Genomic DNA, 24,629 nt, shown 5'->3' on the forward strand with positions numbered 1-24,629 from the left:
TCACGCGAGGACACCATGACCAGCACTCCTGACTACGCCCCTGTCGACACGGCGCGAGGCGACCGTGAACCCGCTTCCGTCGAGCAGCTCGAGGAGGAGGGGGATGTCGCGGCGGACTTCCTGGAAGGCCTGCTCGACATCGCCGACATCGATGGCGACCTCGACCTGGATGTCCGCGGCGGTCGCGCGTATGTGTCGGTCGAGGCGCCCGAGGGCGGTTCGGTCGACCTGATCGCGCACCCGGATACCGTTCAGGCGTTGCAGGAGCTGACCCGGATCGCGGTGCAGAACCGCACGGGCCGCTTCTCTCGGCTGATTCTCGACGTGGGCGGATCACGCGACACCCGTCAGCGCCAACTGGCGACACTCGTCGACCGCGCGATCGACCGTCTCGAAGAGGGCGCGTCGCAGGCGTCCCTCCCTGCGATGTCGAGCTACGAGCGCAAGTTGGTGCACGACATTGTTGCGGAGCGGGGCTTCGTTTCGGAGTCGTACGGCGAGGGCGCCGACCGCCACACCGTCATCCGCCGCGCCTGACTCCGTTTCACGTGAAACATCGAGCGGTGAAGGCGGCGGAAGTCCATGGTTGACGTCGAGTCTGAGCCCGAGGCTGCGGCGCAGGTCTTCGGCGAACGCATCGGGCTGGCGCGACAGTTCACCGCAGCTCTGGCGCAGCACGGTGAGGAGCGCGGGCTGATCGGGCCGTTGGAGCCGCCTCGGCTGTGGTCGCGGCATGTCCTCAATAGCGCCATCATCGCGCCGCTCTTCCCCGCCGGCCGAGTCGGCGACGTCGGTTCGGGAGCGGGTCTTCCGGGTATCGTGCTGGCGATCGCGCGGCCGGACGTGCACTGGACGCTCATTGAGCCGATGGAGCGCCGGGTGGCGTGGCTCAACGAGCAGGTCGATGAGCTGGGTCTCGACAACGTCGACGTTCTTCGAGCTCGGGCGGAAGAGTGGAAGGCGGGGCCGGTGCTCGACGCAGTGACCGCTCGTGCGGTGAGCGCGCTGCGTACGTTGATCCCCCTGACGGCGCCCCTCGTGCGAGATGGCGGTGAGCTGATCCTGCTCAAGGGGGCCAGCGCAGCCAACGAGATCGACGCGGCCGAGAAGCAGTTGCGGAAGTACCGCGTCACGCAGGCGCGTGTTGAGGTCGTCGGTGAGGGCGTTCTCGACGAGCCGTCGCGCGTCATCCGCGCAACCGTCCGCTGACGTCTGCCAACCGTCCAGCGCCGCACCCCGCGCTGATCGAGTAGCGCGTAGCGCGTATCGAGATCCCGTCCGTCGACCTGCGCAGCCCCCGCTGATCGAGTAGCACGCAGCGCTTATCGAGATCTCGTCCATCACCATGTGAACTCCGCCGATCGAGTAGCGCGCAGCGCGTATCGAGATCGGGCGTCCTCTGAGCGCAGCCCCAACCTTCTCCCCCGCCCCGGATGCTCGCCATCGATCCACAGAACGCCGGCGACCGTCCCCCGCCCCAGCTGCCGCCAGGCAGAGTCGTGGGATGGCGTACATGTACATCCTCGAGTGCTCCGACCGTTCGCTTTACGTCGGAAGCCCAAGAAATCTCGAGCACCGCCTAGCGCAGCACGGCGACGGAGAGGGTGCGATCTATACCCGATCGCGTCTTCCCGTGCGCCTTCTCTACTTTGAACGGTTTGACCGAGTAGACGACGCCTATCGGCGCGAGAAGCAAGTTCAGGGCTGGGGTCGCGCCAAGCGGTTGGCTCTCATCAAAGGACAAGGAGAACGTCTTTCGTCACTGAGTCGCAAGAGGTTCTCGAAGCCAGATGTTTCACGTGAAACGACCGAGCGCGACTGACTGCCTGCGCAGCTCGGCTCATAACCCCATAAGGACCGTATGTTTCACGTGAAACGCTCACGACGGGGCGTCTTTGACCCGTGGGCGGAAAGCGCCGTCGAGTAGCGCGGAGCGCGTACCGAGACCCGGGAGTGGGGGGGCGGTCTCGATACGGGGGCTTCGCCGCCTCCCCGACCGGCGGGGGTGGCGTCTTGGCGCCGGTCGGGGAGCGCGGAGCCCGTATCGAGACCCCTGGGGATGCGGGGGTGTGGTGTGTCGCCGGTCGGGGAGCGCGGAGCGCGGATCGAGACCCGGGAGTGGGGGGGCGGTCTCGATACGGGGGCTTCGCCGCCTCCCCGACCGGCGAGGGTGGCGTCTTGGCGCCGGTCGGGGAGCGCGAAGCGCGTATCGAGACCCCTGGGGATGCGGGGGTGTGGTGTGTCGCCGGTCGGGGAGCGCGGAGCGCGGATCGAGACCCGGGGCTCGGTGGGGTCTCGTTACGGAGGCTTCGCCGCCTGCTCGACCGGCGGGTTGGTGTGGGGGTGCCGGTCGGGGAGCGCGGAGCGCGTATGGAGACCCGGTGATTCGGGGTGGTCTCGATACGGCGGCTTTGCCGCCTACTCGACCGGCGGGTGGGGTGTGGGCACAGGGGTCTCGGTACGGCGGCTTCACCGCCTACTCGACCGGCGGGGGTGGTGTGATCTGCCGGTCGAGTAGCGCGAAGCGCGTATCGAGACCCAGCATCCGGGGGGCGCTCTCGACACGGTGGCTTCGGCGCCTCCCCGACCTGCGGAGCGGGGGATGGGGGAGGGGCGGGATAGAGTGGGAGGCGTTGTTGCTCGGCGCGCGAAAGGGAGAGTGTTTCACGTGAAACAGCCCGACGAGACGGATGCCGCAGCATCCTTTTCGTTCGACGACACCCCCCTCGCCCGAGAACTGGCCGACCTCTCCGCGCGCCGCCGCGTTCTCGAGAACACCGAAGTCGCCCTGAGCGGCCGGACTCGAGTGCTGACCGTGTCGAATCAGAAGGGTGGCGTCGGAAAGACGACGACCGCCGTGAACACTGCGGCCGCTCTCGCTTCAGTCGGCGCTCGCGTGCTCGTGATCGACCTCGACCCGCAGGGCAACGCCTCGACAGCGCTCGGCGTTCCGCACACCGCCGACACGCCGAGCGTGTACGACGTGCTGATCGACGAGTTCCCGCTCGCAGACATCGTGCAGACGAGCCCTGAGTCCCCGAATCTGCTCTGCGCGCCGAGCACGATCCACCTCGCCGGCGCCGAGATCGAGTTGGTCTCGCAGGTCGCCCGCGAGCACCGGCTGCGCACCGCCCTCGAGGAATACCTCGCCACCACGCAAGAGCGCATCGACTTCGTGCTCATCGACTGCCCCCCGTCGCTGGGGTTGCTGACCATCAATGCGTTCACCGCGGCAGGCGAGCTGCTCATCCCTATTCAGTGCGAGTACTACGCTCTCGAAGGGCTCAGCCAGCTTCTCGGCACGGTGCGGATGATCCAGAAGCACCTCAATCCCGCGCTCACCCTGTCGACGATCCTCCTGACGATGTACGACGGCCGCACGCGCCTCGCGCAGCAGGTCGCCGACGAAGTTCGTCAGCACTTCCGCAACGAAGTGCTCGACACCGTCATCCCCCGATCCGTGCGCGTCTCGGAGGCGCCGAGCTTCGGCCAGACTGTCATCGCCTACGATGGGCAGTCCGCGGGGGCCGTGGCGTACCGCGAGGCCGCCATCGAGATCATCCGCCGCGACGGCACCGTCACGGACGCCGACGCATCGACAACCGAAGGGAACGCCTGATGGCCAAGCGCACAGGCCTGGGACGCGGAATCGGGGCTCTCATCCCCACGACGGAAGTGGCCGACGAACGGCCCACCGACGTCTTCTTCCCGAGGGCGGTGGTCACCGAAGAGACGCCCGCAACCGAGGAGCCGGCGCCGGACGACCTCGTCGAGGTGCCGGGAGCCCGCCTGACGCACATTGACCCGCACTCCATCGTCCCCAACCCCCGCCAGCCGCGCACCCACTTCAATCCTGAAGACCTCGCGGAACTGGTCCACAGCGTTCGCGAGTTCGGTGTGCTGCAGCCCGTGGTCGTGCGCGCCAATGACGACGGACAGTACGAGCTCATCATGGGGGAGCGCCGCACGCGGGCCGCCCGCGAGGCGGGGCTGACGTCGATTCCGGCGATCGTCCGCGAGACCGCAGACGAGCATCTCCTCCGTGATGCCCTGCTCGAGAACCTCCACCGATCCGAGCTGAACCCTCTCGAAGAGGCGTCCGCCTACCAGCAGCTGCTCGAGGACTTCGGCATCACACAAGAGGAACTCGCCAGCAGGATCGGCCGCTCCCGCCCGCAGATCAGCAACACCATCCGGCTTCTCAAGCTGCCCGTCCCGGTGCAGCAGCGGGTCGCCGCCGGGGTTCTCACCGCGGGTCACGCACGCGCCATCCTGTCGCTCGACACCCCCGAAGCGATGCAGCGTCTCGCCGACAAGATCGTCAACGAAGACCTCTCGGTGCGAGCCGCCGAAGCCGCCGCCAAGATGACGGATGCTTCGCCCACCCGCGCCCCGAAACCGCAGGCCGGATCCCGCCGAGCGCACCTGGACGAAGTCGCGGAACGCCTCGGCGACCGGCTGAACACGCGTGTCCGCATCTCCCTGACCGCCAGAAAGGGCCAGGTCAGCATAGATTTCGCGAGTATCCAGGACCTCAACCGCATCCTCGGCGAACTGGGCGAAACCGAATACGGCGCGGGAGCCGCATAGGGCATCTGTAGACGCGAACGCTGATTGGTGCCTTCGCGCCGCCCCTCACTGCGGTAGCGCTGAGACTGCCGATCCATCACCCTTGAACGCCTCAATCGCCTGACGCTTCCAGCCACCGCAAGACCCGGCGGATTAATCCGAACCTCCGGGCCAGCAAAACACCGCCCGTCCCGAACAACGCTGTCGCGGCGAGGAAAACGATGCTCGTCGCAAGACTCCAGGTGCCGCCGAGGATTTGCATCACTTTCACCGGCGAAGGTCCCAACTCAAAGATCCCGATGAAGCCAAGGCTGAGGGCGATGAGAGCGGCGCATACGCTGCTCTTCAAGGTGTCGGCCCGAATGCAGCAGATAAGGACTATGACGAGACTCGCCACCGCAACACCCAAGAGCAGCGCCATCATGATCAACGCGAGGAGCTCCATCATCGCTAGAGCGCCGCTCGGAGCAGGCTCATACAGCTTCCGATACCCAGGAGATCCCCGAGCATCGAAAGACCCACTGAGACGAACGAAGACAGTGCGAGACGTTGGGTGGAACTGAGGTACTTGCCAACGCGCCCCTCGATAAACCCCCTCGCGGCCTTGTGAATCGAGGCGAGTAGAGCCTTGGCGCCTCCGATCTTCTGGACGATCCTGGCGACCGTGGAGCTCTTTCGGACCAGGCTGTTGATCTTGGTGACTGCGTAAGCCAGTTTGGCCGCTCCAAAGACGAAGGTCGCAACGTTTGCGGCACATGTGGCTGCGGTCCACACCCACCAAGACCAGTGCGGGTCGATAGTGATGGGATACTCAGCGTTCCGGGTGTCGACTACTTGCGTGAGAGCATTTCCGGATAGTTCGTACCTCGTCGGCAACTCTGCGCCGTTGGCATCGACTGCCCAGGGAGTTGCGATCGTGGCGATGGTGTGAGTCTCCATTACCGAGTTGGTCGCCGCCGGAGCGATGGCCTCGAGCGCTTCGACTTGCGCCGGAGTGAGGTCATTCAGGCTCTCCAGATCGCCGACGACCGAGGCAACCTCCCGGTCCAGGCGTTCCTCCTCCCCAGCGCGGACTCTCTGCACCTCTACCTCGTCGGTAACTCGGATGGAACCATCGGCCTGCGGAAGAAGCTCCGCAGTCGCAGGCAGGTCGAACGCGAAAGAAACGCGATCGCCTGCGTCCTCGTCTGCGAGCACAGCCAAGATCTGCGCACCGTCAAGCGTTGCCCGTGTCACCAGGTCTGTGTCGGGAAGGACGCTGGTTTGAACGGCGACGCCGGCCACGATGGCGGGCTCGCCGGCTGCGCCGGCCTCTCCGGCGATGCCGACGCCGACCTGAACGCCGTCACCGGACGAGAGAAGGACGGAACCGTCGTTGGTCAACGAAACCGCAGGCACCGCGGCCCCTGTAGTCGACAAGACAGTATCCAACGGAACTGCCGACTCGGCCGACGCTGCCTCAACCAACGCGGCAGCCGCGACGGCATCGCCGGCCTCGTACTCTCGGGCAACGTCAGCAATCGCCTCGCGATCGCCTGATGGACCGCTCGTCGAACCGTCGTCCTCCACAGGGGAGCCCGGTGGCCGTACTGCAACCGGGAGCGGAGTGGACGCCTCGGCGGCCGTGCCTCCCGAGATCGCTAGGGAGACCGCCAGCGTCATCGCAATCATGCCTCGTCCGGTCGAAAGTATGTTCTTCACTTCAGATCCCTTCGAACGCATCTGAGACGTCAGTATTTCAGAACTACAACAGACGCCGCGTCCGCCAAACGGGGGACGCGCTCGGTTCGACCGCACCTCACACCACGAGCGCGGATCGCGGCCCTTCGCCGCCCACTCGGCGTACCCTTGATAGGTGCCGACAGAAGACAGGACTCCGCGCCGCCGCGCCAGTCTCGAGCTTCTGCGCGCCGAGGCATCCGATGAATTGGCCGTGATCATCGCCGAGCGGCTTCGAGCGGGCGAAGACCCGTGGGACTTCATGGAGGACCTGCCGACGGTCGATGAACTCGTCGTCTTCACCCTGCGCGCCGAGAACATCGAAGCCAACGGCGGGTCCCGCCCCAGCGCCGCTCGGCACTACCGTGTCCTGCGGCAGATCGCCCTCGACTACCCGCAGCTCACCCGCGCGGTCTGGCGTCTGCTCGGCGACGCGAACACGCACCGCCGCTGGGACGCCACCGTGCGTGCGGACGCGTCCTGACCCGACGGAACTGACCCGTTCCCACGGCATGCCGCGGTAGGCATGGAAAAATCCCCTGACCCGGGCACGAAACCCAGGTCAGGGGATGGAGGAGTCAGGGCTGACTCAGCCGATGTAGGGCGCGAGGTCCTTCTCGAGCGCGAACTTCGGCTTGGCGCCGATGATCGTCGTCTCGACCTCGCCCTTGTTGAAGACCTTCATCGCCGGAATCGACGTGATCTGGTACTTCATCGCGAGATCGGGGTTCTCATCGACGTTCAGCTTGAGGATCGTGATCTTGTCGGGGTGCTCCGACTGGATCTCGTCCAGAACGGGTGCGACCATGCGGCACGGTCCACACCACGCGGCCCAGAAGTCCACGAGCACGGGTCCCTCGGCCTGGAGCACGTCCTGCTCCCACGTGGCAGAGGTCGTCGCCTTGGCGGTCATGTTTTCTCCTTCGATGCGAAGCTGTCAGTGGGTCCAACGCCGAGCATGCGCGAGATGTTCCGGCGTTCAGGACTTGCTCAGGCGGCGCTGACCTCGGGCAGGCCCTCGATCTGGTCGCCGACCTGGTCGGGCGCGCCGGCCTCGCCGATCGACGCGAGGTAGTGCTCGACGTCGAGGGCGGCCACCGTTCCGCTTCCGGCCGCGGTGACGGCCTGGCGGTAGGTGGGGTCGATCACGTCACCGGCAGCGAACACGCCGGGCACGGACGTGCGCGAGGAGCGACCGTCGACCCAGATCGTGCCCTCGGGGGTGAGGTCGAGCTTGCCGTGGACGAGGTGCGTGCGAGGGTCGTTGCCGATCGCGACGAACAGGCCGTCCACCGCGAGCTCGCTGCGGCTGCCGTCGACCGTGTTCTCGAGCACGAGTCCCGTGACGGCCTCGTCGCCGAGCACGTCGACGACCTCGCTGTTCCACACGAACTCGATCTTCTCGTTGGCGAACGCCCGCTCCTGCATGATCTTCGAGGCGCGAAGCTCGTTGCGACGGTGGATCACGTAGACCTTCGACGCGAACTTGGTGAGGAACGTCGCTTCCTCCATCGCCGAATCGCCGCCTCCGACGACCGCGATGACGCGCTCGCGGAAGAAGAACCCGTCGCAGGTGGCGCAGTACGAGACGCCGCGGCCCGAGAGGCGCTCTTCGCCTTCGATGCCGATCTTGCGATGGGCGGAACCGGTCGCGTAGACGATCGAGCGCGCCTCATACTCCTTGCCGCTGCCCAAGGTGACCTTCTTGACGTCACCCTCGAGGTCGAGCGACACGACGTCGTCGTACAGCACCTCGGTGCCGAACCTCTCGGCCTGCTCCTGCATCTTGGTCATGAGGTCGGGGCCCTGGATGCCCTCGGGGAAACCGGGGAAGTTCTCGACGTCGGTGGTGGTCATCAGGTCGCCGCCGGCCTCGACGGAGCTCGCGACGACGAGCGGCTCGAGGTTGGCCCGCGCCGCGTAGATCGCGGCGGTGTAACCCGCGGGACCGGATCCGATGATGATGACGTGACGCACGTGCGCCCCCTTCTGTCTCAGGGCTTGATGACCCCGGATGCTTCAACACATGGTAACCGCGCGGCATTCCGTTGAGCGGGTCTGCGTCGGCCCGCCGACGTCAGCGGCGGCCGGGCAGCAACCGGCGCGCCAGCGAGGTCGCCGCCGACAGCTCGGGGACGCGGAACACCGCGAGCAGCGCGCCGTACACGACCAGCACGACCGCCCCGATGATCGCCGCACCGAGCGCCCCGAGGAACTTGTCGGACACCGTCCAGCCGTCCACTCCGCCGAGCAGCTGGAACACCACCCATCCCGCAGCCGCGGCGGGTACCGCCGCGACCGCGAAGAGCGCCAGCGCGCCCAGCCACCGCCGCACCCGCAGAGCGCCCACCTTTCGGCGGAGCAGCCAGGTCGCGAGCACCACCTGCACGATGCTGGCGAACGACTGGCCGAGTGCGACGGCAGCCGCCAGCCGCGAGACCGGCAGCACCTCCGCGGCGACCGCCCACTGGGCGGCGAGGGCCGTCGCGACCACGAGCGTGCACTGCACCAGGGTGAACCAGAACGGCGTGCGGGTGTCGTCGTAGACGTAGAAGGTGCGCTGTACGACGAACAGCACCGCGAGGGGCACGAGGGCGAGCAGGTAGCACAGCAGCACTTCGGCGGCGGCGACGGCCTCGGTCCGGCTGCCGGTGAAGATGCGCGACGCCGGCACGGCGGCCACGGCGAGGGCGGCGGTGGCGGCGACGACGAAGAGACCCAGGATCCGGATGCTGCGCCCCACGTCGACACGGACGTCGTCGTGACGTCCGGCGCCGGCGTGCTCGCTGAGCTGCGTGAAGTAGGGGGTCCCGATCGACAGGACGATGATCGAGTAGGGGAGCATGAACAGCAGCCACGCGTTCTGCGACACGAGGATGCCGGCGTCTCCCTCGGGCGTCGATGACAGCACGCGCGACTGGATCACCCCCGCGCCCTGCCCGGCCAGGACCATGAGGAACGTCCAGCCGGCGAGCCGCCCGATCTGTCCCAGGCCGACGCCGCGCCAGCCGAAGTCCGGCCGCACGTGCAGGCCCGTTCTGCGCCAGAAGAGGAACAGGATGCCGGTCTGGACGACGATGCCGAGGGTCGCGGTGCCGGCGAGCAGCGCGATCATCTCGGGCGTCCAGTCCGTGCCGGTGCGCCCGGGGCCGAAGAGCCAGATGAAGACGAGGAAGCCGGCGATCGACACGACGTTGTTGGCGATCGGCGCCCACGTGTACGGACCGTAGACCCGCCGCGCGTTGAGGGACTCGCCGACCAGCGCGAACAGGCCGTAGAACAGGATCTGCGGCAGGCACCAGTAGGCGAAGGCGGTCGCGAGGGCCAGCTGCTCGGGGGTGAAGTTGGGCGCGTACAGGCCGACCAGCCAGGGCGCCGCGACGGTCGCCACGACGGCGGTGGCGAGCAGCACCACCGTGCCGAGCGTGAACAGCTTCGAGACGAAGGCGCGGCCGCCGTCGTCGTGCGCGGCCGCCCGGACGATCTGCGGCACGACCACGGCGCTGAGCAGGCCGGTGGAGATGATGGCGTAGATGTTGTTCGGCAGCTGGTTGGCGACAGCGAACGCGTTGCCCGCCGAGGTGGTCGCACCGACCGCCCACACGAGCACGGCGGCGCGCAGGAAGCCGGTCAGCCGCGACGCGATCGTGCCCGCGCCGATGAGCAGGCTCGCGCGGCCCACGCTCACGGCTCGCCTCCGCGGTCGGCCGACGGGTCGGAGCCCGCGGGGGTCGAGGCATCCGTCTCCCCGGTGTCCTCGATGGATGCCCCGGACCGCCGGCGCGCCCGGAGGCGGAGCACGGTGCGCACCACCCCGAGCAGCAGAAGGCCGCCCACCACGACGCCGAGGATCGCGAGACCGACCGACTCCCATTCGGCGCGCACGGCGACGTCGACGGACTGCGGCTCGCCGATGGCGACGCTCGCTCGGCTGCGGAGCTGCAGCCCGAGCGTGACGTCGCCGTTGCCCACACGGGCCTGCACCGGCACTTCGACGCGGCTGTTGCTCGCGGGCTGTGCGACGAGCGGGTTGGCGCGCTGCACGTCGAGTCGCAGATTGTCGGGGGTGACGTACAGCACGAGGTTGACCGGGTACGGCAGGTCGTTGCGCACCCAGAAGCGGAGCCCCACGTTGGCGCCGTACAGGTTGATGGGTGCGCTCGGCACCAGCCCCACCGAGTCGAGCGTGCCGCGCGTCGCCGCACGGTGGTCGACGATCGCGGCGGTCCACGAGGTGTCGTCGGGCAGCCAGCCGTTGCCCAGCAGCTGCAGGATCTCGGCGCGCTCCGGTCCTGTCAGCAGCGACGGATCGTCGAGGATGGTCGCGAACCGGGCGAGCTCGCCCTCCTCCTCGAGGAGCGTCGACGTCACCTCGGCGCGCGCGGGCTGAGCGGCGGCCTCGCCGAGCTGCACCTCGCCCACGCTCGAGTTGATCAGGCCGCCGAGGGTGAACGGGGTGACGCCGGGAGCGTCGGTCGCGGCCCCGATCGTCGCGCCGATCGCGACCCGCGACCGGTCGGGATCGCGGCCCAGGGTCACCAGCAGCGGCGCACCGCCCGTCTCAGCGGCGGCGAACGAGAGGTACGCGGTCGCCTCGGCGAGGGCGGCACCCCGCAGGGAGGTGGCTTCGAGACCGGATGCCTCGGCCAGCGCGGCCGAGACCTCGGCGTCGAGCACCAGCACCGGGGACTCCCCGGCGGCGCCGTTCGCGGGGACGGTCTGACCCGCCGCGCCCGCCGACGTGCTCGCCGACGAGATCACCGTCGTGCCGGCTTCGTCGTCGGTGCGGACCCGCGACAGGCGCTCGACGACCTCGGTGCCGGCGGTCCCCTCGACGGGCCAGAAGATGCCCGGGCGCGCGTTGGGCCCGATGTCGAGGAGTGCCGGCAGCGACGGCAGCGCCGGAGCGGCATCCTCGTCGCCCTCGGCCGGGGGTGAGGGCGACGGCGTCGGCTCGGGGCCGGGCGTCGGCTCAGCCGCGAAGTCCTCGGGGTTCATGTACGCCGTCAGCGACGTGGGCACGAGCGGTGCCGACAGGCCGGATTCGAGCTGGGCCGACACGTCGGCGTCGCCGAACTGCAGCGCGAAGCGAGAGTTCGGGAGCGATTCGAGCCGCTCCAGCCACTCGGTGGCGGTGGCCGGTGCCGCCGTGCCGAGCACGCGGATCGACGCAGGCACGGCGGGGTCGACGGCGAGGATCGCCGGTGTGCCCTCGACGCCGTCGAGCTGCGCGGTCAGTGCGCCGTCCGGGGCGGTGAGCGCCGTGAGCTGATCGGCGGTGAGGAGCCCCTCGGTGAGCGCGCCCGCCGTGACGGGGACGAGCACGCCGACGCCGATCTCGTCGGCCCCGGCCCGCGGCACGACGATCGCGCTCGTGGCCGTGACCGGCCCCGACGGCCCTTCATACGTGGCCTTCAGGGGGTATACGCCGGGCGTCAGTCCTTCGAGCGCCGGATCCTCGGCTTCGACACGCGCCGGCGTGACCCGGAAGTCTCCGGCGGGAACCGGCTCGAGGGCGGCCGTCGCGACCGGCTCGGTGGTCACGCCCGAGGTGTCGCCGTCGAGCCAGGCGGTGAGCGCCGTGCGGCTGGCAAGAGGGGATCGGCCCAGCGAGACGGTCGCCGAGGTCGCGGGCGTGGACGTCGCGGTCTCGTTCTGCAGCGTCAGCGACACGGCCAGAGCGGTGCCGGCCGGGACGACGCCGTTCGAGATCGGGGCGAGCGTGAACGCCGTGGTGCCCGGCGCGATCTGCGGCGTGGGCGTCGGCGTCGGAGTCGGCGACGGTGTCGTGGTGTCGGCGAGCGCCGGCAGACCGGGGGTCGCGAGGACCGTCACGAGGGCCAGCAGCGCCGCGGCCACGCGCGGGGCGCGGCGGCGGGCGGGCTTTCCCGGGTGGGTCACGGTCATGGGGTGTGGTTCGCTCCTGTGCGATGTCCGGACCGCACGATCGAGTGCGATTCTACGGTTCGAGCCTCAGAGGTTCCGGTACAGGGCGCCGCGCGGCGACGCACGGTTGAATGGGTTCGTGCTCCCCGAACCCGACCCGGCGCTCTGCCGCGACCTCGCCGCCGACCTGCGTGACGCGGGCTTCACCGCCGAGGCCGTCCGCGGCGCGTGGGGCGGCGCCGCCGACGACGCCATCGCGCGCGGCCTCCGGTCGCCGGCTGCCCGCGCACTCGGCGACCGTCGCGACCCGCTCGCCGTGCTCGGCCGGCTGCTGGTGCTCGGGATGCCGGAGGCCGAGGCATCCGTCGATGCAGCCCTCCCCCGCACCGGCGCCGCAGGCCTCGCCGCCCTCGGACTCGTCGCCGTCTCGCAGGGCCGAGCGGTGCCGACCGCGCTCGTGCGCCCGCAGTCGTACGCCGACGCCGACGGCACCGGCCAATGGTGGATCGCGAGCGACCTCGACGAAGCGGCACTGGGCGGGCCACTCCCCGAAGACCACGTCCTCGGCGTCGGCGGCGCCTCGCTGACGCTGGCGTCGCTGCAACTGCCGACCCCCGCGCGTCGCGGTCTCGACATCGGCGCGGGGTGCGGCATCCAGGCCCTGCGCGCCCGGCGGAGCGTCGAATCGGTGACCGCGACCGACATCTCGCCCCGCGCCCTCGCGTTCACGCGGCTCAACGCACTGCTGAACGGCGTCGACGGCGTCGAGACGCGGCTCGGCAGTCTCTTCGAGCCGGTCGCGGGCGAACGGTACGACCGGGTCGTGTCGAACCCGCCGTTCGTGATCACGCCGCGCGTGGACGGCGTGCCCGTGTACGAGTACCGCGACGGCGGCAGGGAGGGCGACGACGTCGTCGCCGAGTTCGTCCGCGGCGTCGGCGCGCACCTCGAACCCGGCGGCGTCGCACAGCTGCTGGGCAACTGGGAGACCCGGGCCGGGCAGGACGGCCTCGACCGCGTGCGTTCCTGGGTCGAGTCGTCACCGGTCCCGCTCGATGCGTGGGTCGTCGAGCGGGAGGCGCTCGACCCGCTCTCGTACGCCGAGCTCTGGGTGCGCGACGGCGGCACCCTCGCCGGCAGCACGGGCTTCGCACGGCTCGTGGACGCGTGGCTCGACGACTTCACCGCGCGGCAGGTCACCAAGGTCGGGTTCGGATACATCCTGCTGCGCCGTCCGGCTACCGGCACCCCCACGCTGCGGCGGTTCGAGCGCTTGCACCAGGCGCTCGCCGGAGACAGCCTGGGCGGCCACCTCGCCGACGCGCTCGCCGTCCACGACCGGCTCTCGGTGCTCGACGACGCGGGGGTTGCGGCATCCGTCTTCGTCGTCGCCCCCGACGTCACCGAGGCCCGCCATCACGTGCCCGGCCAGGAGGACCCGACGGTCATCGAGCTGCGGCAGGGCGGCGGGTTCGGGCGCGCGCTCGCGGTCGACCCCGGCCTCGCCGCCCTCGTCGGCGCGTGCGACGGCGACCTCCCCGCCGGGGTGCTGATCGACGCGATCGCCGAGCTGCTCGGGGCGGATGCGGCCGCCCTGCGCGCCGATCTCCTCCCCCGCGTGCGCGAACTGGCCTTCACCGGGTTCCTGCGTCCGGCCTGAGCACGCCCAGGCTTCCCCGCTCGCTCGAGCGCTTGACGCGATCTCGCGTGAAACGGCGGGGACGAAACGGGCTCTCCGGCCCGCTGACCGCCGCGGGCAGGGCATCCGTCCCCGCGGTTTCACCCATCGGGCCGCGTCCGTCGTCGCAGAGTGGCCTCGGTAGGCTCGATGCATGCTCAACATGGCCGAGGGCATCGCGCGCCTCGGCGCGCTCGCCGAGTCACCCGTCGTCGCCACCCTGGCCGACGCGTTCGCCGCGGCGGGCCACGACCTCGCCATCGTCGGCGGGCCCGTCCGCGACGCGCTGCTCGGCCGCCCGACCAACGACCTCGACTTCACGACCGACGCGCGGCCCGACGACATCCTCCGCATCGTGAAGCCGGTCAGCTCGGCGCAGTGGGACATCGGCCGCGCCTTCGGCACGATCGGAGCCAAGGTGGCCGGCGAGCAGGTCGAGATCACCACGTACCGGGCTGACAGCTACGACGGCGTGACCCGCAAGCCCACGGTCGAGTTCGGCGACACGCTCGAGGCAGACCTCGGGCGGCGCGACTTCACGGTCAACGCGATGGCGCTCCGCGTGCCCGCCCGCACGCTGGTCGACCCCACCGGCGGCATCGAAGACCTGGTGGCGCGGCGGCTGCGCACGCCGACCGACCCGGCCGTCAGCTTCGGCGACGATCCGCTCCGGATGCTGCGTGCCGCCCGGTTCTCGTCGCAGCTCGAGTTCGACGTCGAGCCGGCGACCGTGCAGGCGATCGCCGACCTGCGGGCGACGCTGTCGATCGTCAGCCCGGAGCGCATCCAGGCCGAGCTGGTGCGCCTGCTCGCCACCGACGACCCGGTGCGCGGCATCCGCCTTCTCGTCGAGACCGGGCTGATCGAGGAGTTCCTCCCCGAGATCCCCGCGCTCCGGCTCGAGGTCGATGAGCACCACCACCACAAAGACGTCTACGAGCACTCGCTCACGGTGCTGCGGCAGGCGATCGACCTCGAGAAGAAGAGGCATCCGGATGCCTCGCCCGACGTTCCGCTGCGACTCGCGGCGCTGCTGCACGACATCGGCAAGCCGGCGACCCGCAAGCTCGAGCCGGGCGGCGGGGTCACCTTCTACCACCACGACATCAAGGGCGCGCGGATGGCTCGCAAGCGCCTGCAAGCGCTGCGGTTCGACTCCGACACGACCGGCGTGGTGGCCCGCCTGATCGAGCTGCACCTGCGGTTCTTCGGATACGCCGAGGGCGCGTGGACGGATGCCGCGGTGCGCCGGTACGTGCGCGACGCCGGCGACGAGCTCGAGCGGCTGCACATCCTGACCCGCGCCGACGTCACCACGCGCAACGCGAAGAAGGCCGGACGCCTCGCCCGGGCGTACGACGACATCGAGCGTCGCATCGCGGAGCTCGCCGCCCAGGAGCAGCTCGACGCCATGCGGCCCGAGCTCGACGGCAACCGCATCCAGGAGGTGCTCGGGATCGGCCCGGGGCGCGAGGTCGGCGACGCGTACCGCTTCCTGCTCGACCTGCGACTCGACGAGGGCATCGTCGGCGAACAGGAGGCCGAGCGGCGGCTGAAGGAGTGGTGGGCCGCGCGCGGCTGATCCGGCACGTTCGACCCGCCCGGTGACGGATCGACGCCTCTACACTGGACGCACGCTCCCCGACGTCGATCGGAGCCGCATGACATCGCCGTGGTCGTCCCGGCGCGAGGTGTCGCCCGAGACCTCGCGGCTGCTGATCGAGCGCGCGCACGAAGAGCTGCTCGCCGGGAACGCGGCCGATCGCCGGCTCGCCGATGTGCGGCAGCTGGTGCGGGACTCCTGGCGCCGGTCGCTCGAGAGCCTCGCGGGCGCCGAGTCGCTTCCGCCGCTCGACCTCGACGCGGATTCGCTCGCCGAGTACCGGCGCAGTCATCCGCTCGTCGGCGTGATCGACATGGTGCGGGGGCTGCTCCTTCCCGGCGGACCCGACGAGTCCGGCGTCATCGTCGCGGTCGGAGACGAGGCCGGCAGGCTGCTCTGGGTGGACGGCGATCGGCGCGTGCGCGCCCTCACCGGCGACATGGGCTTCGTCGAAGGGGCGAACTGGTCCGAAGCCGCGGTCGGCACGTCCGCGCCCGGCACCGCCATCGCACTGGACCGTTCCGTGCAGATCCGTGAGGCGGAACACTTCAACCGCCTCGTCCAGCCGTGGTCGTGCACCGCGGCTCCCGTCCACGACCCGGAGACGCGCCGCCTCATCGGGGTGATCGACGTCACCGGCGGAGTCGAGGCGGCGTCGCCTCAGGCGCAGCTGCTGGTCGACGCCACCGCCCGAGCCATCGAGGGCGAGCTGCTCGTCGCACGCCTGCGGGCCCGCGCCGAGCCGGTGGCGCCGCCGCGCCGGGCCTCGCGACGCGTTGAGGCCACCAGGGCCACCCTTCGCGTTCTCGGTCGTGACCGGGGGCAGCTCGAGGTGGCGGGTTCGGGAGTCGAGACGGTCTCGGAGCTCGCTCCCCGGCATGCCGAGCTGCTGCTGATGCTGGCCCTCCACCGCCAGGGCCTCTCGGCGGAGCGCCTCGGCGAGCTGGTCTACGGCGAACCGGACGCGTCGGTGACGCTGCGCGCCGAGATGGTGCGGTTGCGGAAGGTGCTGGAGAGGACCGCGCCTGCTCTCGTCCCCTCGTCGCGCCCGTACCGGCTCGGGGTGGAGGTGGAGACCGATGCCCAGCAGCTCCTGTCGCTCCTCGACCGCGGTGCCCACCGCGTCGCCCTCGCCGCCTATCGCGGCGACGTCCTGCCCGACTCGGTCGCACCGGGCGTCGAGGAGTTCCGGGAGACGGTGCGTTCGGCGCTCCGCGAGGCGCTGATGGCCGAGGCATCCGTCGACGTCCTGCTCGCGTTCGCGGAGACGGATGCCGCCGCCGACGACCTCGAGCTGCTCAGACTCTGCCTCTCCCTCCTGCCGGCGCGGTCGCCTCGGCGTGCGGGTCTGGTCGCGCGGATCGAGCGCCTCGAGACCGACGCCTGACGGGCGTCCGGAGGCGGTCGCAACGTCTTGCAACGTTCCGCGTCCTACCGTCGACCCACGCGACGACGACCGTCGCGAACGCGTCGAAGGAGACCACCATGACCATCGTCGAAGAAGGCGTCTCGAGCGTCTACGCCGCCCCGGGCCAGCGGGGTTCGGTCGCCGCCTACCGCCCCCGCTACGGCCACTACATCGGCGGCGAGTGGGTCGATCCCATCAAGGGCCAGTACTTCGAGAACATCTCGCCGGTCAACGGCAAGCCGTTCACGGAGGTCGGGCGCGGCACGTCCGAAGACATCGACCGCGCGGTCGACGTGGCATGGCGGGCGTTCGACAGCTGGAAGCGCACCACCCCCGCCGAGCGCGCGGTGATCCTCAACAAGATCGCCGATCGCATCGAGCAGAACCTCGAGCAGATCGCCGTCGCCGAGACGTGGGAGAACGGCAAGCCGGTGCGCGAGACGCTGGCCGCCGACATCCCTCTCGCGATCGACCACTTCCGCTACTTCGCGGGCGTGCTGCGGGCGCAGGAGGGCTCGCTCAGCCAGCTCGACGAAGACACGGTCGCCTATCACTTCCACGAACCGCTCGGCGTCGTCGGTCAGATCATCCCGTGGAACTTCCCGATCCTGATGGCGACGTGGAAGCTCGCGCCGGCGCTGGCCGCGGGCAACTGCGTCGTGCTCAAGCCCGCCGAGCAGACTCCCGCGTCGATCCTCTTCCTCTTCGACATCATCGGCGACCTGCTGCCGGCGGGCGTCGTCAACATCGTCAACGGGTTCGGCATCGAGGCGGGAGCGCCGCTCGCCCAGCACAAGCGCATCCGGAAGGTCGCGTTCACGGGCGAGACGACCACCGGCCGGCTGATCATGCAGTACGCCTCGCAGAACCTGATCCCCGTGACCCTGGAGCTCGGCGGCAAGAGCGCCAACGTCTTCTTCGAGGACGTCGCTCGTGCCACCGACGACGCGTACTACGACAAGGCGCTCGAGGGCTTCACCTTCTTCGCACTGAACCAGGGCGAAGTGTGCACCTGTCCGTCGCGCGCCCTGATCCAGCGGTCGATCTACGACCGGTTCCTCGGCGACGGCCTCGAGCGCGTGGGGAAGATCGTGCAGGGGAACCCGCTCGATCCGGCGACGATGATCGGCGCTCAGGCGTCCAACGACCAGTTGGAGAAGATCCTCAGCTACATCGACATCGGCAAGCAGGGCGGGGCGAAGCTGCTCGCCGGCGGCGAGCGGGTCGACCTGGGCGGCGATCTGTCGGAGGGCTTCTACGTCGCGCCGACCGTGTTCGAGGGCACGAACGACATGCGCATCTTCCAGGAGGAGATCTTCGGGCCGGTCGTGTCTGTGACGAGCTTCGACGACTTCGACGACGCCATCTCGATCGCCAACGACACGCTCTACGGCCTGGGGGCCGGCGTGTGGAGCCGGTCGGGAGACACCGCCTATCGGGCCGGCCGCGCCATCGAGGCTGGCCGTGTGTGGACCAACACCTACCACCAGTACCCGGCGCACGCCGCGTTCGGCGGGTACAAGCAGTCGGGCATCGGCCGCGAGAACCACCTCAAGATGCTCGACCACTACCAGCAGACGAAGAACCTGCTCGTGTCGTACGCGGAAGGCGCGATGGGCTTCTTCTGAGCCCACCGGTGAGACGGGCTCGGGCGGGCGACGGGTTCGCCCGCCCGAGCCGCGTCGGACGAGGAGATGCGATGGTCGATGTCGAGACACCCCGACGGGTCGAGATGACGGATGCTGCGGCATCCCTCGTTCGTGAACTCACGGCACAGCACGGGGCGTTGATGTTCCACCAGTCGGGCGGCTGCTGCGACGGCAGCGCCCCCATGTGCTACCCCGTCGGCATGTTCCTGACGGGACCGAGCGACGTGCGCCTGGGCAGCGTCGACGCGGGCCTCGACGAACCCGTCGAGGTCTTCATGTCGGAGGCGCAGTTCGAGTACTGGAAGTACACCCACCTCACGATCGACGTGGTGCCGGGGCGAGGCGCGGGCTTCAGCGTGGAGGGACCGACCGGCATGAGGTTCATCATCCGGTCACGGATGCTGCGAGAGAACGAGCTCGTGCATTTCGGGCTGCGGGAGCCGGGCTGACAGACGCATTTTGCGCAGGTGAGAGCGTTCTCCGCCGAGATTTCGGTCTCGTTACGAATCGTTCACCGGATTGCCCTTTGGCAGGCGCGGGGTCAGGATAGCCCGAGGGCCGCGCCACCTGGACGCGGCCGACTCGTTCACAGCAGAGGTAGCACTATGTCACTGCACCACAGCAAGCGCGGCCGCATCGGCCTCGCGATCGGGGCCTTCGGCGCCTCGGCACTCCTCCTGGCCGGCTGCGCCGGCGGCGGCGGGACCGACAACGGCGGCGACGCCTCGGGCGAGCCGCTCATCGTCGGCACCACCGACAAGGTGACCACGCTCGACCCGGCCGGCTCGTACGACAACGGGTCGCTCGCCGTCCAGACGCAGGTCTTCCCGTACCTCGTCAACACCGACTACAACAGCAACGAGGTCGTGCCCGACCTCGCCGAGTCGGCCGAGTTCACCTCGCCGACGCAGTACACCGTGACTCTGCCCGAGGGCCTGAAGTGGGCCAACGGCAACGACCTCACCTCGTCCGACGTGAAGTTCTCGTTCGACCGCAACCTCGCGATCGCCGACCCCAACGGCGCGTCGAGCCTGCTCTACAACCTCGACAGCGTCGAGACCCCCGACGAGACCACGGTGGTGTTCAACCTCAAGACCGCCAACGACCAGGTCTTCCCGTTCATCCTCACCAGCTTCCCGGGCGCCATCGTCGACGACGAGGTGTTCGCGGCCGACGCGCTCACCCCCGACGACGAGATCGTCGACGCGAACGCCTTCGGCGGCCCGTACACGATTACGTCGTACGACTTCAACAAGACCGTCGAGTTCACCCCGAACGAGGAGTACCAGGGCCTGCTCGACGCTCCGGTGAACTCGGGCGTCATCCTGTCGTACTTCGCCGAGTCGTCGAACCTGAAGCTCGCCGTTCAGGAGGGCGACGTCGACGTGGCCTACCGCAGCCTCTCGGCGACCGACGTCGACGACCTCAGCGGCAACGACGACGTCCAGATCATCGACGGCCCCGGCGGTGAGATCCGCTACATCGTGTTCAACTTCAACACGCAGCCGTACGGCGCGACCACGCCCGAGGCCGATGAGGAGAAGGCGCTCGCCGTCCGCCAGGCGGTGGCCGACCTGGTCGACCGCGAGGCGATCTCGGAGCAGGTCTACAAGGGCACCTACACCCCGCTCTACTCGTACGTGCCCGAGGGCTTCGCCGGCGCCACCGAGGCGCTGAAGGGCCTCTACGGCGACGGCGAGGGCGGCCCCGACGCCGAGAAGGCGGCGGCGACGCTCGAGGCCGCCGGTGTCGAGACGCCGGTCGCGCTCAGCCTGCAATACAGCCCCGACCACTACGGCCCCTCGTCGGGTGACGAGTACGCCATGGTGAAGTCGCAGCTCGAGGAGAGCGGCCTGTTCACCGTCGACCTGAAGTCGACCGAGTGGGTGCAGTACTCCGAGGACCGCACGGCGGACGTGTACCCGGCCTACCAGCTGGGCTGGTTCCCGGACTACTCCGACGCCGACAACTACCTCACCCCGTTCTTCCTCACGGAGAACTTCCTGGGCAACCACTTCAGCGACCCCGAGGTCGACGAGATGATCCTCGCTCAGGCCGTCGAGCCCGACGCGGACGCCCGCACGCAGATGATCGAAGACATCCAGGGAGCGGTGGCCGAGCAGCTCTCGACGCTGCCGCTCCTCCAGGGTGCGCAGGTCGCCGTGGCCGGAACCGGCGTCGACGGGGTCATCCTCGACGCGTCGTTCAAGTTCCGCTTCGCTCCTCTGACGAAGTAGCCTCTGAACGGTCGATGGGGCGGTCCGCACACGGGCCGCCCCATCGCCGCGATCAGCGGTCCCCCGCTCCATCCCCCACAGTTAGGCTCCCGCATGGTTGACGCAGGGCTCGCCGCGAGTGCCCCGGGCGGCGCACAGAGTCCGTCGCCCGTCGACGAACCGCCGGCTTTCCTGGCCCGCCGCCGCCCGAAGTCCGGCGGCACGCTGGGCCGGTTCATCCTGATCCGGTTCCTCCTCATCTTCCCGACCGTCTTCATCCTCGTCACGGTCGTGTTCTTCCTCATCCGCCTCACGGGCGACCCGATCACGGCGGCCCTCGGCGGCCGGCTCCCGGCCGACCAGCTGCAGGAGCGCATCGCGGCGGCCGGATACGACCGGCCGGTGCTCGTGCAGTATTTCGAGTACCTCGGCCAGATCGCGACCGGCAACTTCGGCACGACCATCACCGACAACCGGCTGGTCACCGAGGTCGTGGTGAACTACGGCATCGCGACCTTCGAGCTCGTCTTCTACGCGCTGATCGTCGCCTTCGTCGTCGGCATCCCCCTGGGACTCGTCGCCGCGGCGAGGCGCGACCGGGCACCGGATGCCGTGCTCCGCGTCAGCGCGATCCTCTTCTACGCCACCCCGGTGTTCTTCGCCGGTCTGGTGGCCAAGCTCATCTTCTCGGTCTGGCTCGGATGGTTCCCGGTGAGCGGCCGCGCGAGCGTTCGCACCGAGCTGGCGCTCACCCGCGAGGACGGCGCGACGGGCATCTACCTCATCGACGCCATCCGTTCGGGCAACCCGGCCTACGTGCAGGACGTCCTGCAGCACGCGTTCCTCCCGGCGATGGTGCTCGGGCTCGTGACGGCCGGCATCTTCCTGCGCCTCGTCCGCACGAACGTGATCGCGACGCACAACATGCCGTACATCGACGCGGCGCGGTCGCGGGGTGTGAGCGAGTACCGCCTGGTGCGCAAGCACGCGTACAAGCCCGCGCTGATCCCGATCGTCACCGTCGTCGGGCTGCAGATCGCGCTTCTCCTGGGCGGTGCGGTGCTGACCGAGACCACGTTCGAGTGGCAGGGCCTCGGGTTCCAGCTCGCGGCCTACCTCGGGTCGCGCGACTTCGTGGCGATCCAGGGCATCGTCGCGGTCATCGCGATCATCGTCGCCCTCACCAACTTCATCGTCGACATCATCGCGGCGTTCCTCGACCCGAGGGTGAGGTACTGACATGGCCGAGCGCCGCCTCTTCGACCGCCTGCCCGTCATCCATCAGCTGCGCCAGAGCGTCGGTCTGCAGCGGGGGATGCTCGTGGCGGGTCTCGTGCTCACCGGGCTGTTCCTGCTCATCGCGATCCTCGCGCCGTGGATCGCGCCCTACAGCTTCAACCAGCTGCGCGGCCCCGACGGCTTGTTCGGATCGCAGGTGCCGCCGAACCCCGAGAACCTGCTCGGCACGACCGTCGGCGGCTACGACGTGCTGTCCCGCACCCTCTGGGGCGCGCAGACGGCTCTCATGGTCATCGTCGTCGCGATCCTGCTGTCGGTGTTCATCGGCATCTTCGTCGGCCTGCTCTCGGGCTACCTCGGCGGCTGGGTCGACCGGGTGCTGGTCGTGATCGCGGACGCGATCTACGCCTTCCCCTCGCTCCTCCTGGCGATCGTCGCGGCGATCGCGATCAGCGGCGGCCAGTCGGGCCTGTGGCCGGGCATCATGGCGGCGGCCATCTCGATCACCGTCGTCTTCATCCCGCAGTACTTCCGCGTCGTCCGCGCCGAGGTCGTGCGGGTGAAGTCGGAGGCGTTCATCGAGTCCGCCAAGGTGATCGGCGCGTCGACCCCGCGGATCATGTTCCGCCACGTGCTCCGGAACGCCACGCGCTCCCTCCCGCTCATCGTCACGCTGAACGCGTCCGAGGCGATCGCCACGCTGGCCGCTCTCGGCTTCCTCGGATTCGGCATCGAGCCGACGGCCGCCGCCGAGTGGGGCTACGACCTGCGTCAGTCGATCGGGGACGTGTCGGCGGGCATCTGGTGGACGGCGATCCCGCCGGGCGTCGCGATCGTCCTCACGATCCTCGGCGTGACGCTGGTGGGCGAGAGCCTCAACGACCTCGCCGACCCGCGCCTTCGCGCCCGGCGCCGGGCGAGCAAGACCCAGACCCCGGCCGACGCCGTCGCGGCGACCCAGCCGGTGTCGCGCGAGTTCAGGGGAGAGGTGGAGTGATGGCGGCATCGACCGACACCGTGGCCGTCGACATCGACGACCTCAACGTCTCGTTCGCCACGGACGCTGGCGACGTCCACGCCGTCCGCGGCGTCACCCTCGACGTGCGCCACGGCGAGGTCCTCGCGATCGTGGGCGAGTCCGGCAGCGGCAAGACCGTGACCGCCCGCACGATCCTCGGCCTGCTGCCCGAGTCGGCGCGCACCGAGGGGACGGTCCTCCTCGACGGGACCGACGTGGTCGGTCTCGACAAGAAGCAGCTGCGAGAGGTGCGCGGCTCGAAGGCCGCGATGATCTTCCAAGAGCCGTCGACCGCGCTGAACCCCGTGTTCACGGTCGGGTGGCAGCTGGCCGAGGGTCTCCGCGCCCACGGGAAGTACTCCAAGGCGCAGGCGAGGGAACGTGCCGTCGAGATGCTGCGTCGGGTCGGCATCCCCGAACCGGAGCGGCGGGTCGACGACTACCCGCACCAGTTCTCCGGCGGGCAGAAGCAGCGCATCGTCATCGCGATGGCGCTCGCGCTCGAGCCGGCCGTCATCGTCGCCGATGAGCCCACCACGGCGCTCGATGTCACCGTGCAGGCCGAGATCCTCGAGCTGCTGCGTCGCCTGCGCGACGAGGACGGCACGGCGATCGTGCTCATCACCCACAACATGGGGGTCGTCGCCGACCTCGCCGACCGCGTCGCCGTCATGTTCAACGGCGAGATCGTCGAGACCGCTCCGGTGCGCGATCTGTTCGCCGCTCCGCAGCACGAGTACACGCGCAAGCTCCTCGCCGCGGTCCCGCGACTCGAGATCACCGACCGGCAGCTCCCGCCCTCAGCGGTGGGAACCGAGCCGGTGGTCGTCGCCGACGAACTGGTGATCGAGTACGCCGGCCGGTTCGGCCGCGCCGCGTTCCGTGCCGTCGACCGAGTGAGCTTCTCCATTGCACCCGGCGAGGTGCTGGGCCTGGTCGGCGAGAGCGGATCGGGCAAGACCACGATCGGCCGGGCCATCGCCGGTCTGACGCCGGTCGCGGGCGGGTCGCTGCGGGTTCTCGGCACCGAGATGCTGGGGGTGAAGGAGCGCCAGTTCCGGCCCCGCCGCAAGGAGCTCGGGTTCGTCTTCCAGGATCCGGCGACGAGCTTCAACCCGCTGCTCACGATCGCCGAGAACGTCGCCGAGCCGCTCATCGTGCACGGCGGCATGAAGAACGCCGGCGACGCGCGGCCGAAGGTCGACGAGCTCCTCGAGGCGGTGCAGCTGCCGAAGGCGTTCGGCGAGCGGTTCCCGCATGAGCTCTCGGGCGGGCAGCGCCAGCGGGCATCCCTCGCGCGCGCCATCGCGCTCGACCCGAAGCTGCTCATCGCCGACGAGCCGACCAGCGCGCTCGACGTCTCGGTGCAGGCGCGGGTGCTCGAGCTCTTCGGCGAGCTGCAGGAGCGCTTCGGGTTCGCCACCCTCTTCATCACTCACGACCTGGCCGTCGTCGACCTGCTCGCGCACCGGGTGGTGGTGCTGCACAAGGGCGAGGTCGCCGAGACCGGTCCCACCGCGAAGGTGCTCGGTGCTCCGACCGACGCCTACACGCGCCGGCTCATCGCCTCGCTGCCGGTGCCCGACCCCGTCGAGCAGGCCGCGCGCCGTGTCGCGTGGGAGGCGGATCAATCCTGACGGTGCA

21 protein-coding genes are annotated in these 24,629 nt (G+C 69.7%); 15 read left to right on the forward strand and 6 right to left on the reverse strand.

The annotated features are described in order from the left end of the window. The first annotated feature begins 15 nt into the window (after positions 1–15). From ACFUTX_RS10235 to ACFUTX_RS10255, 5 genes are all read left to right on the forward strand, one after another. A complete protein-coding gene (locus ACFUTX_RS10235; RefSeq protein WP_378863702.1) occupies positions 16–537 on the forward strand; it encodes a protein jag in 522 nt (173 codons plus the stop codon). Between the two features lie 45 nt (positions 538–582). Continuing rightward, positions 583–1,209 carry a 16S rRNA (guanine(527)-N(7))-methyltransferase RsmG gene (gene rsmG / locus ACFUTX_RS10240; protein ID WP_378863705.1) on the forward strand — a complete coding sequence of 209 codons (627 nt, stop codon included), beginning with the start codon at positions 583–585 and terminating at the stop codon, positions 1,207–1,209. Positions 1,210–1,504: 295 nt separating this feature from the next. Continuing rightward, on the forward strand, positions 1,505–1,822 hold the full coding sequence (locus ACFUTX_RS10245) for a GIY-YIG nuclease family protein (RefSeq protein WP_378863707.1): 318 nt from the start codon (positions 1,505–1,507) through the stop codon (positions 1,820–1,822). Between the two features lie 846 nt (positions 1,823–2,668). Next, positions 2,669–3,619: a ParA family protein gene (locus ACFUTX_RS10250; protein ID WP_378863710.1), complete on the forward strand. Its 951-nt coding sequence runs from the start codon at positions 2,669–2,671 to the stop codon at positions 3,617–3,619. Next, positions 3,619–4,590, forward strand: coding sequence for a ParB/RepB/Spo0J family partition protein (locus tag ACFUTX_RS10255; RefSeq protein ID WP_378863713.1), 972 nt, complete (start codon positions 3,619–3,621; stop codon positions 4,588–4,590). The genes ACFUTX_RS10250 and ACFUTX_RS10255 overlap by 1 nt, the downstream gene beginning before the upstream one ends. 91 nt (positions 4,591–4,681) lie before the next feature. Here the strand turns inward: ACFUTX_RS10255 and ACFUTX_RS10260 are convergent, their stop codons facing one another. Both ACFUTX_RS10260 and ACFUTX_RS10265 read right to left on the reverse strand, forming a co-directional pair. After that, positions 4,682–5,017, reverse strand: coding sequence for a hypothetical protein (locus ACFUTX_RS10260; RefSeq protein ID WP_378863716.1), 336 nt, complete (start codon positions 5,015–5,017; stop codon positions 4,682–4,684). 2 nt (positions 5,018–5,019) lie between these two features. Then, a complete protein-coding gene (locus ACFUTX_RS10265) occupies positions 5,020–6,270 on the reverse strand; it encodes a hypothetical protein (RefSeq protein ID WP_378863719.1) in 1,251 nt (416 codons plus the stop codon). 154 nt (positions 6,271–6,424) lie between these two features. Between ACFUTX_RS10265 and ACFUTX_RS10270 the strand changes: the two genes are divergently transcribed. Continuing rightward, the gene (locus ACFUTX_RS10270) at positions 6,425–6,772 is read left to right on the forward strand and encodes a tryptophan synthase subunit alpha (protein WP_378863722.1); all 348 of its coding nucleotides are present in this window, start codon (positions 6,425–6,427) and stop codon (positions 6,770–6,772) included. Positions 6,773–6,877: 105 nt separating this feature from the next. Here the strand turns inward: ACFUTX_RS10270 and trxA are convergent, their stop codons facing one another. The 4 genes from trxA to ACFUTX_RS10290 form a co-directional block, all read right to left on the reverse strand. Then, positions 6,878–7,201 (reverse strand): thioredoxin, encoded by a 324-nt coding sequence (gene trxA / locus ACFUTX_RS10275; protein ID WP_378863725.1) that lies wholly within the window; start codon positions 7,199–7,201, stop codon positions 6,878–6,880. Positions 7,202–7,278: 77 nt separating this feature from the next. Next, complete coding sequence (gene trxB, locus ACFUTX_RS10280; RefSeq protein ID WP_378863728.1) at positions 7,279–8,265, reverse strand: thioredoxin-disulfide reductase; 987 nt, start codon at positions 8,263–8,265, stop codon at positions 7,279–7,281. Between the two features lie 100 nt (positions 8,266–8,365). Then, positions 8,366–9,976 carry a murein biosynthesis integral membrane protein MurJ gene (murJ, locus tag ACFUTX_RS10285; protein ID WP_378863731.1) on the reverse strand — a complete coding sequence of 537 codons (1,611 nt, stop codon included), beginning with the start codon at positions 9,974–9,976 and terminating at the stop codon, positions 8,366–8,368. Beyond that, positions 9,973–12,195, reverse strand: a complete 2,223-nt coding sequence (locus tag ACFUTX_RS10290) for a DUF6049 family protein (protein ID WP_378863734.1) — start codon at positions 12,193–12,195, stop codon at positions 9,973–9,975. Before ACFUTX_RS10290 ends, murJ begins: the two co-directional genes overlap by 4 nt. 118 nt (positions 12,196–12,313) lie before the next feature. Between ACFUTX_RS10290 and ACFUTX_RS10295 the strand changes: the two genes are divergently transcribed. From ACFUTX_RS10295 to ACFUTX_RS10335, 9 genes are all read left to right on the forward strand, one after another. Then, positions 12,314–13,834, forward strand: a complete 1,521-nt coding sequence (locus ACFUTX_RS10295; RefSeq protein WP_378863737.1) for a methyltransferase — start codon at positions 12,314–12,316, stop codon at positions 13,832–13,834. A gap of 172 nt (positions 13,835–14,006) precedes the next feature. Continuing rightward, entirely contained in the window at positions 14,007–15,434 is a 1,428-nt protein-coding gene (locus ACFUTX_RS10300; RefSeq protein WP_378863740.1) for a CCA tRNA nucleotidyltransferase, read from the forward strand. A gap of 79 nt (positions 15,435–15,513) precedes the next feature. Beyond that, a complete protein-coding gene (locus tag ACFUTX_RS10305; protein WP_378863743.1) occupies positions 15,514–16,842 on the forward strand; it encodes a transcriptional regulator in 1,329 nt (442 codons plus the stop codon). Positions 16,843–16,940: 98 nt separating this feature from the next. Beyond that, positions 16,941–18,491 (forward strand): aldehyde dehydrogenase family protein, encoded by a 1,551-nt coding sequence (locus ACFUTX_RS10310; protein ID WP_378863746.1) that lies wholly within the window; start codon positions 16,941–16,943, stop codon positions 18,489–18,491. A 71-nt stretch (positions 18,492–18,562) separates the two neighbouring features. Next, positions 18,563–18,961, forward strand: a complete 399-nt coding sequence (locus tag ACFUTX_RS10315; protein WP_378863749.1) for a DUF779 domain-containing protein — start codon at positions 18,563–18,565, stop codon at positions 18,959–18,961. 156 nt (positions 18,962–19,117) lie between these two features. Further along, positions 19,118–20,749, forward strand: a complete 1,632-nt coding sequence (locus tag ACFUTX_RS10320; RefSeq protein WP_378863751.1) for an ABC transporter substrate-binding protein — start codon at positions 19,118–19,120, stop codon at positions 20,747–20,749. 93 nt (positions 20,750–20,842) lie between these two features. Further along, positions 20,843–21,967, forward strand: coding sequence for an ABC transporter permease (locus ACFUTX_RS10325; RefSeq protein WP_378863754.1), 1,125 nt, complete (start codon positions 20,843–20,845; stop codon positions 21,965–21,967). Between the two features lies 1 nt (position 21,968). Next, the gene (locus ACFUTX_RS10330) at positions 21,969–22,964 is read left to right on the forward strand and encodes an ABC transporter permease (protein ID WP_378863757.1); all 996 of its coding nucleotides are present in this window, start codon (positions 21,969–21,971) and stop codon (positions 22,962–22,964) included. Then, positions 22,964–24,622 (forward strand): ABC transporter ATP-binding protein, encoded by a 1,659-nt coding sequence (locus tag ACFUTX_RS10335; RefSeq protein ID WP_378863760.1) that lies wholly within the window; start codon positions 22,964–22,966, stop codon positions 24,620–24,622. The genes ACFUTX_RS10330 and ACFUTX_RS10335 overlap by 1 nt, the downstream gene beginning before the upstream one ends. Positions 24,623–24,629 lie beyond the last annotated feature (7 nt).

This window comes from Microbacterium sp. NPDC057407 (assembly GCF_042803895.1).
Taxonomy (GTDB): Bacteria; Actinomycetota; Actinomycetes; order Actinomycetales; family Microbacteriaceae; genus Microbacterium.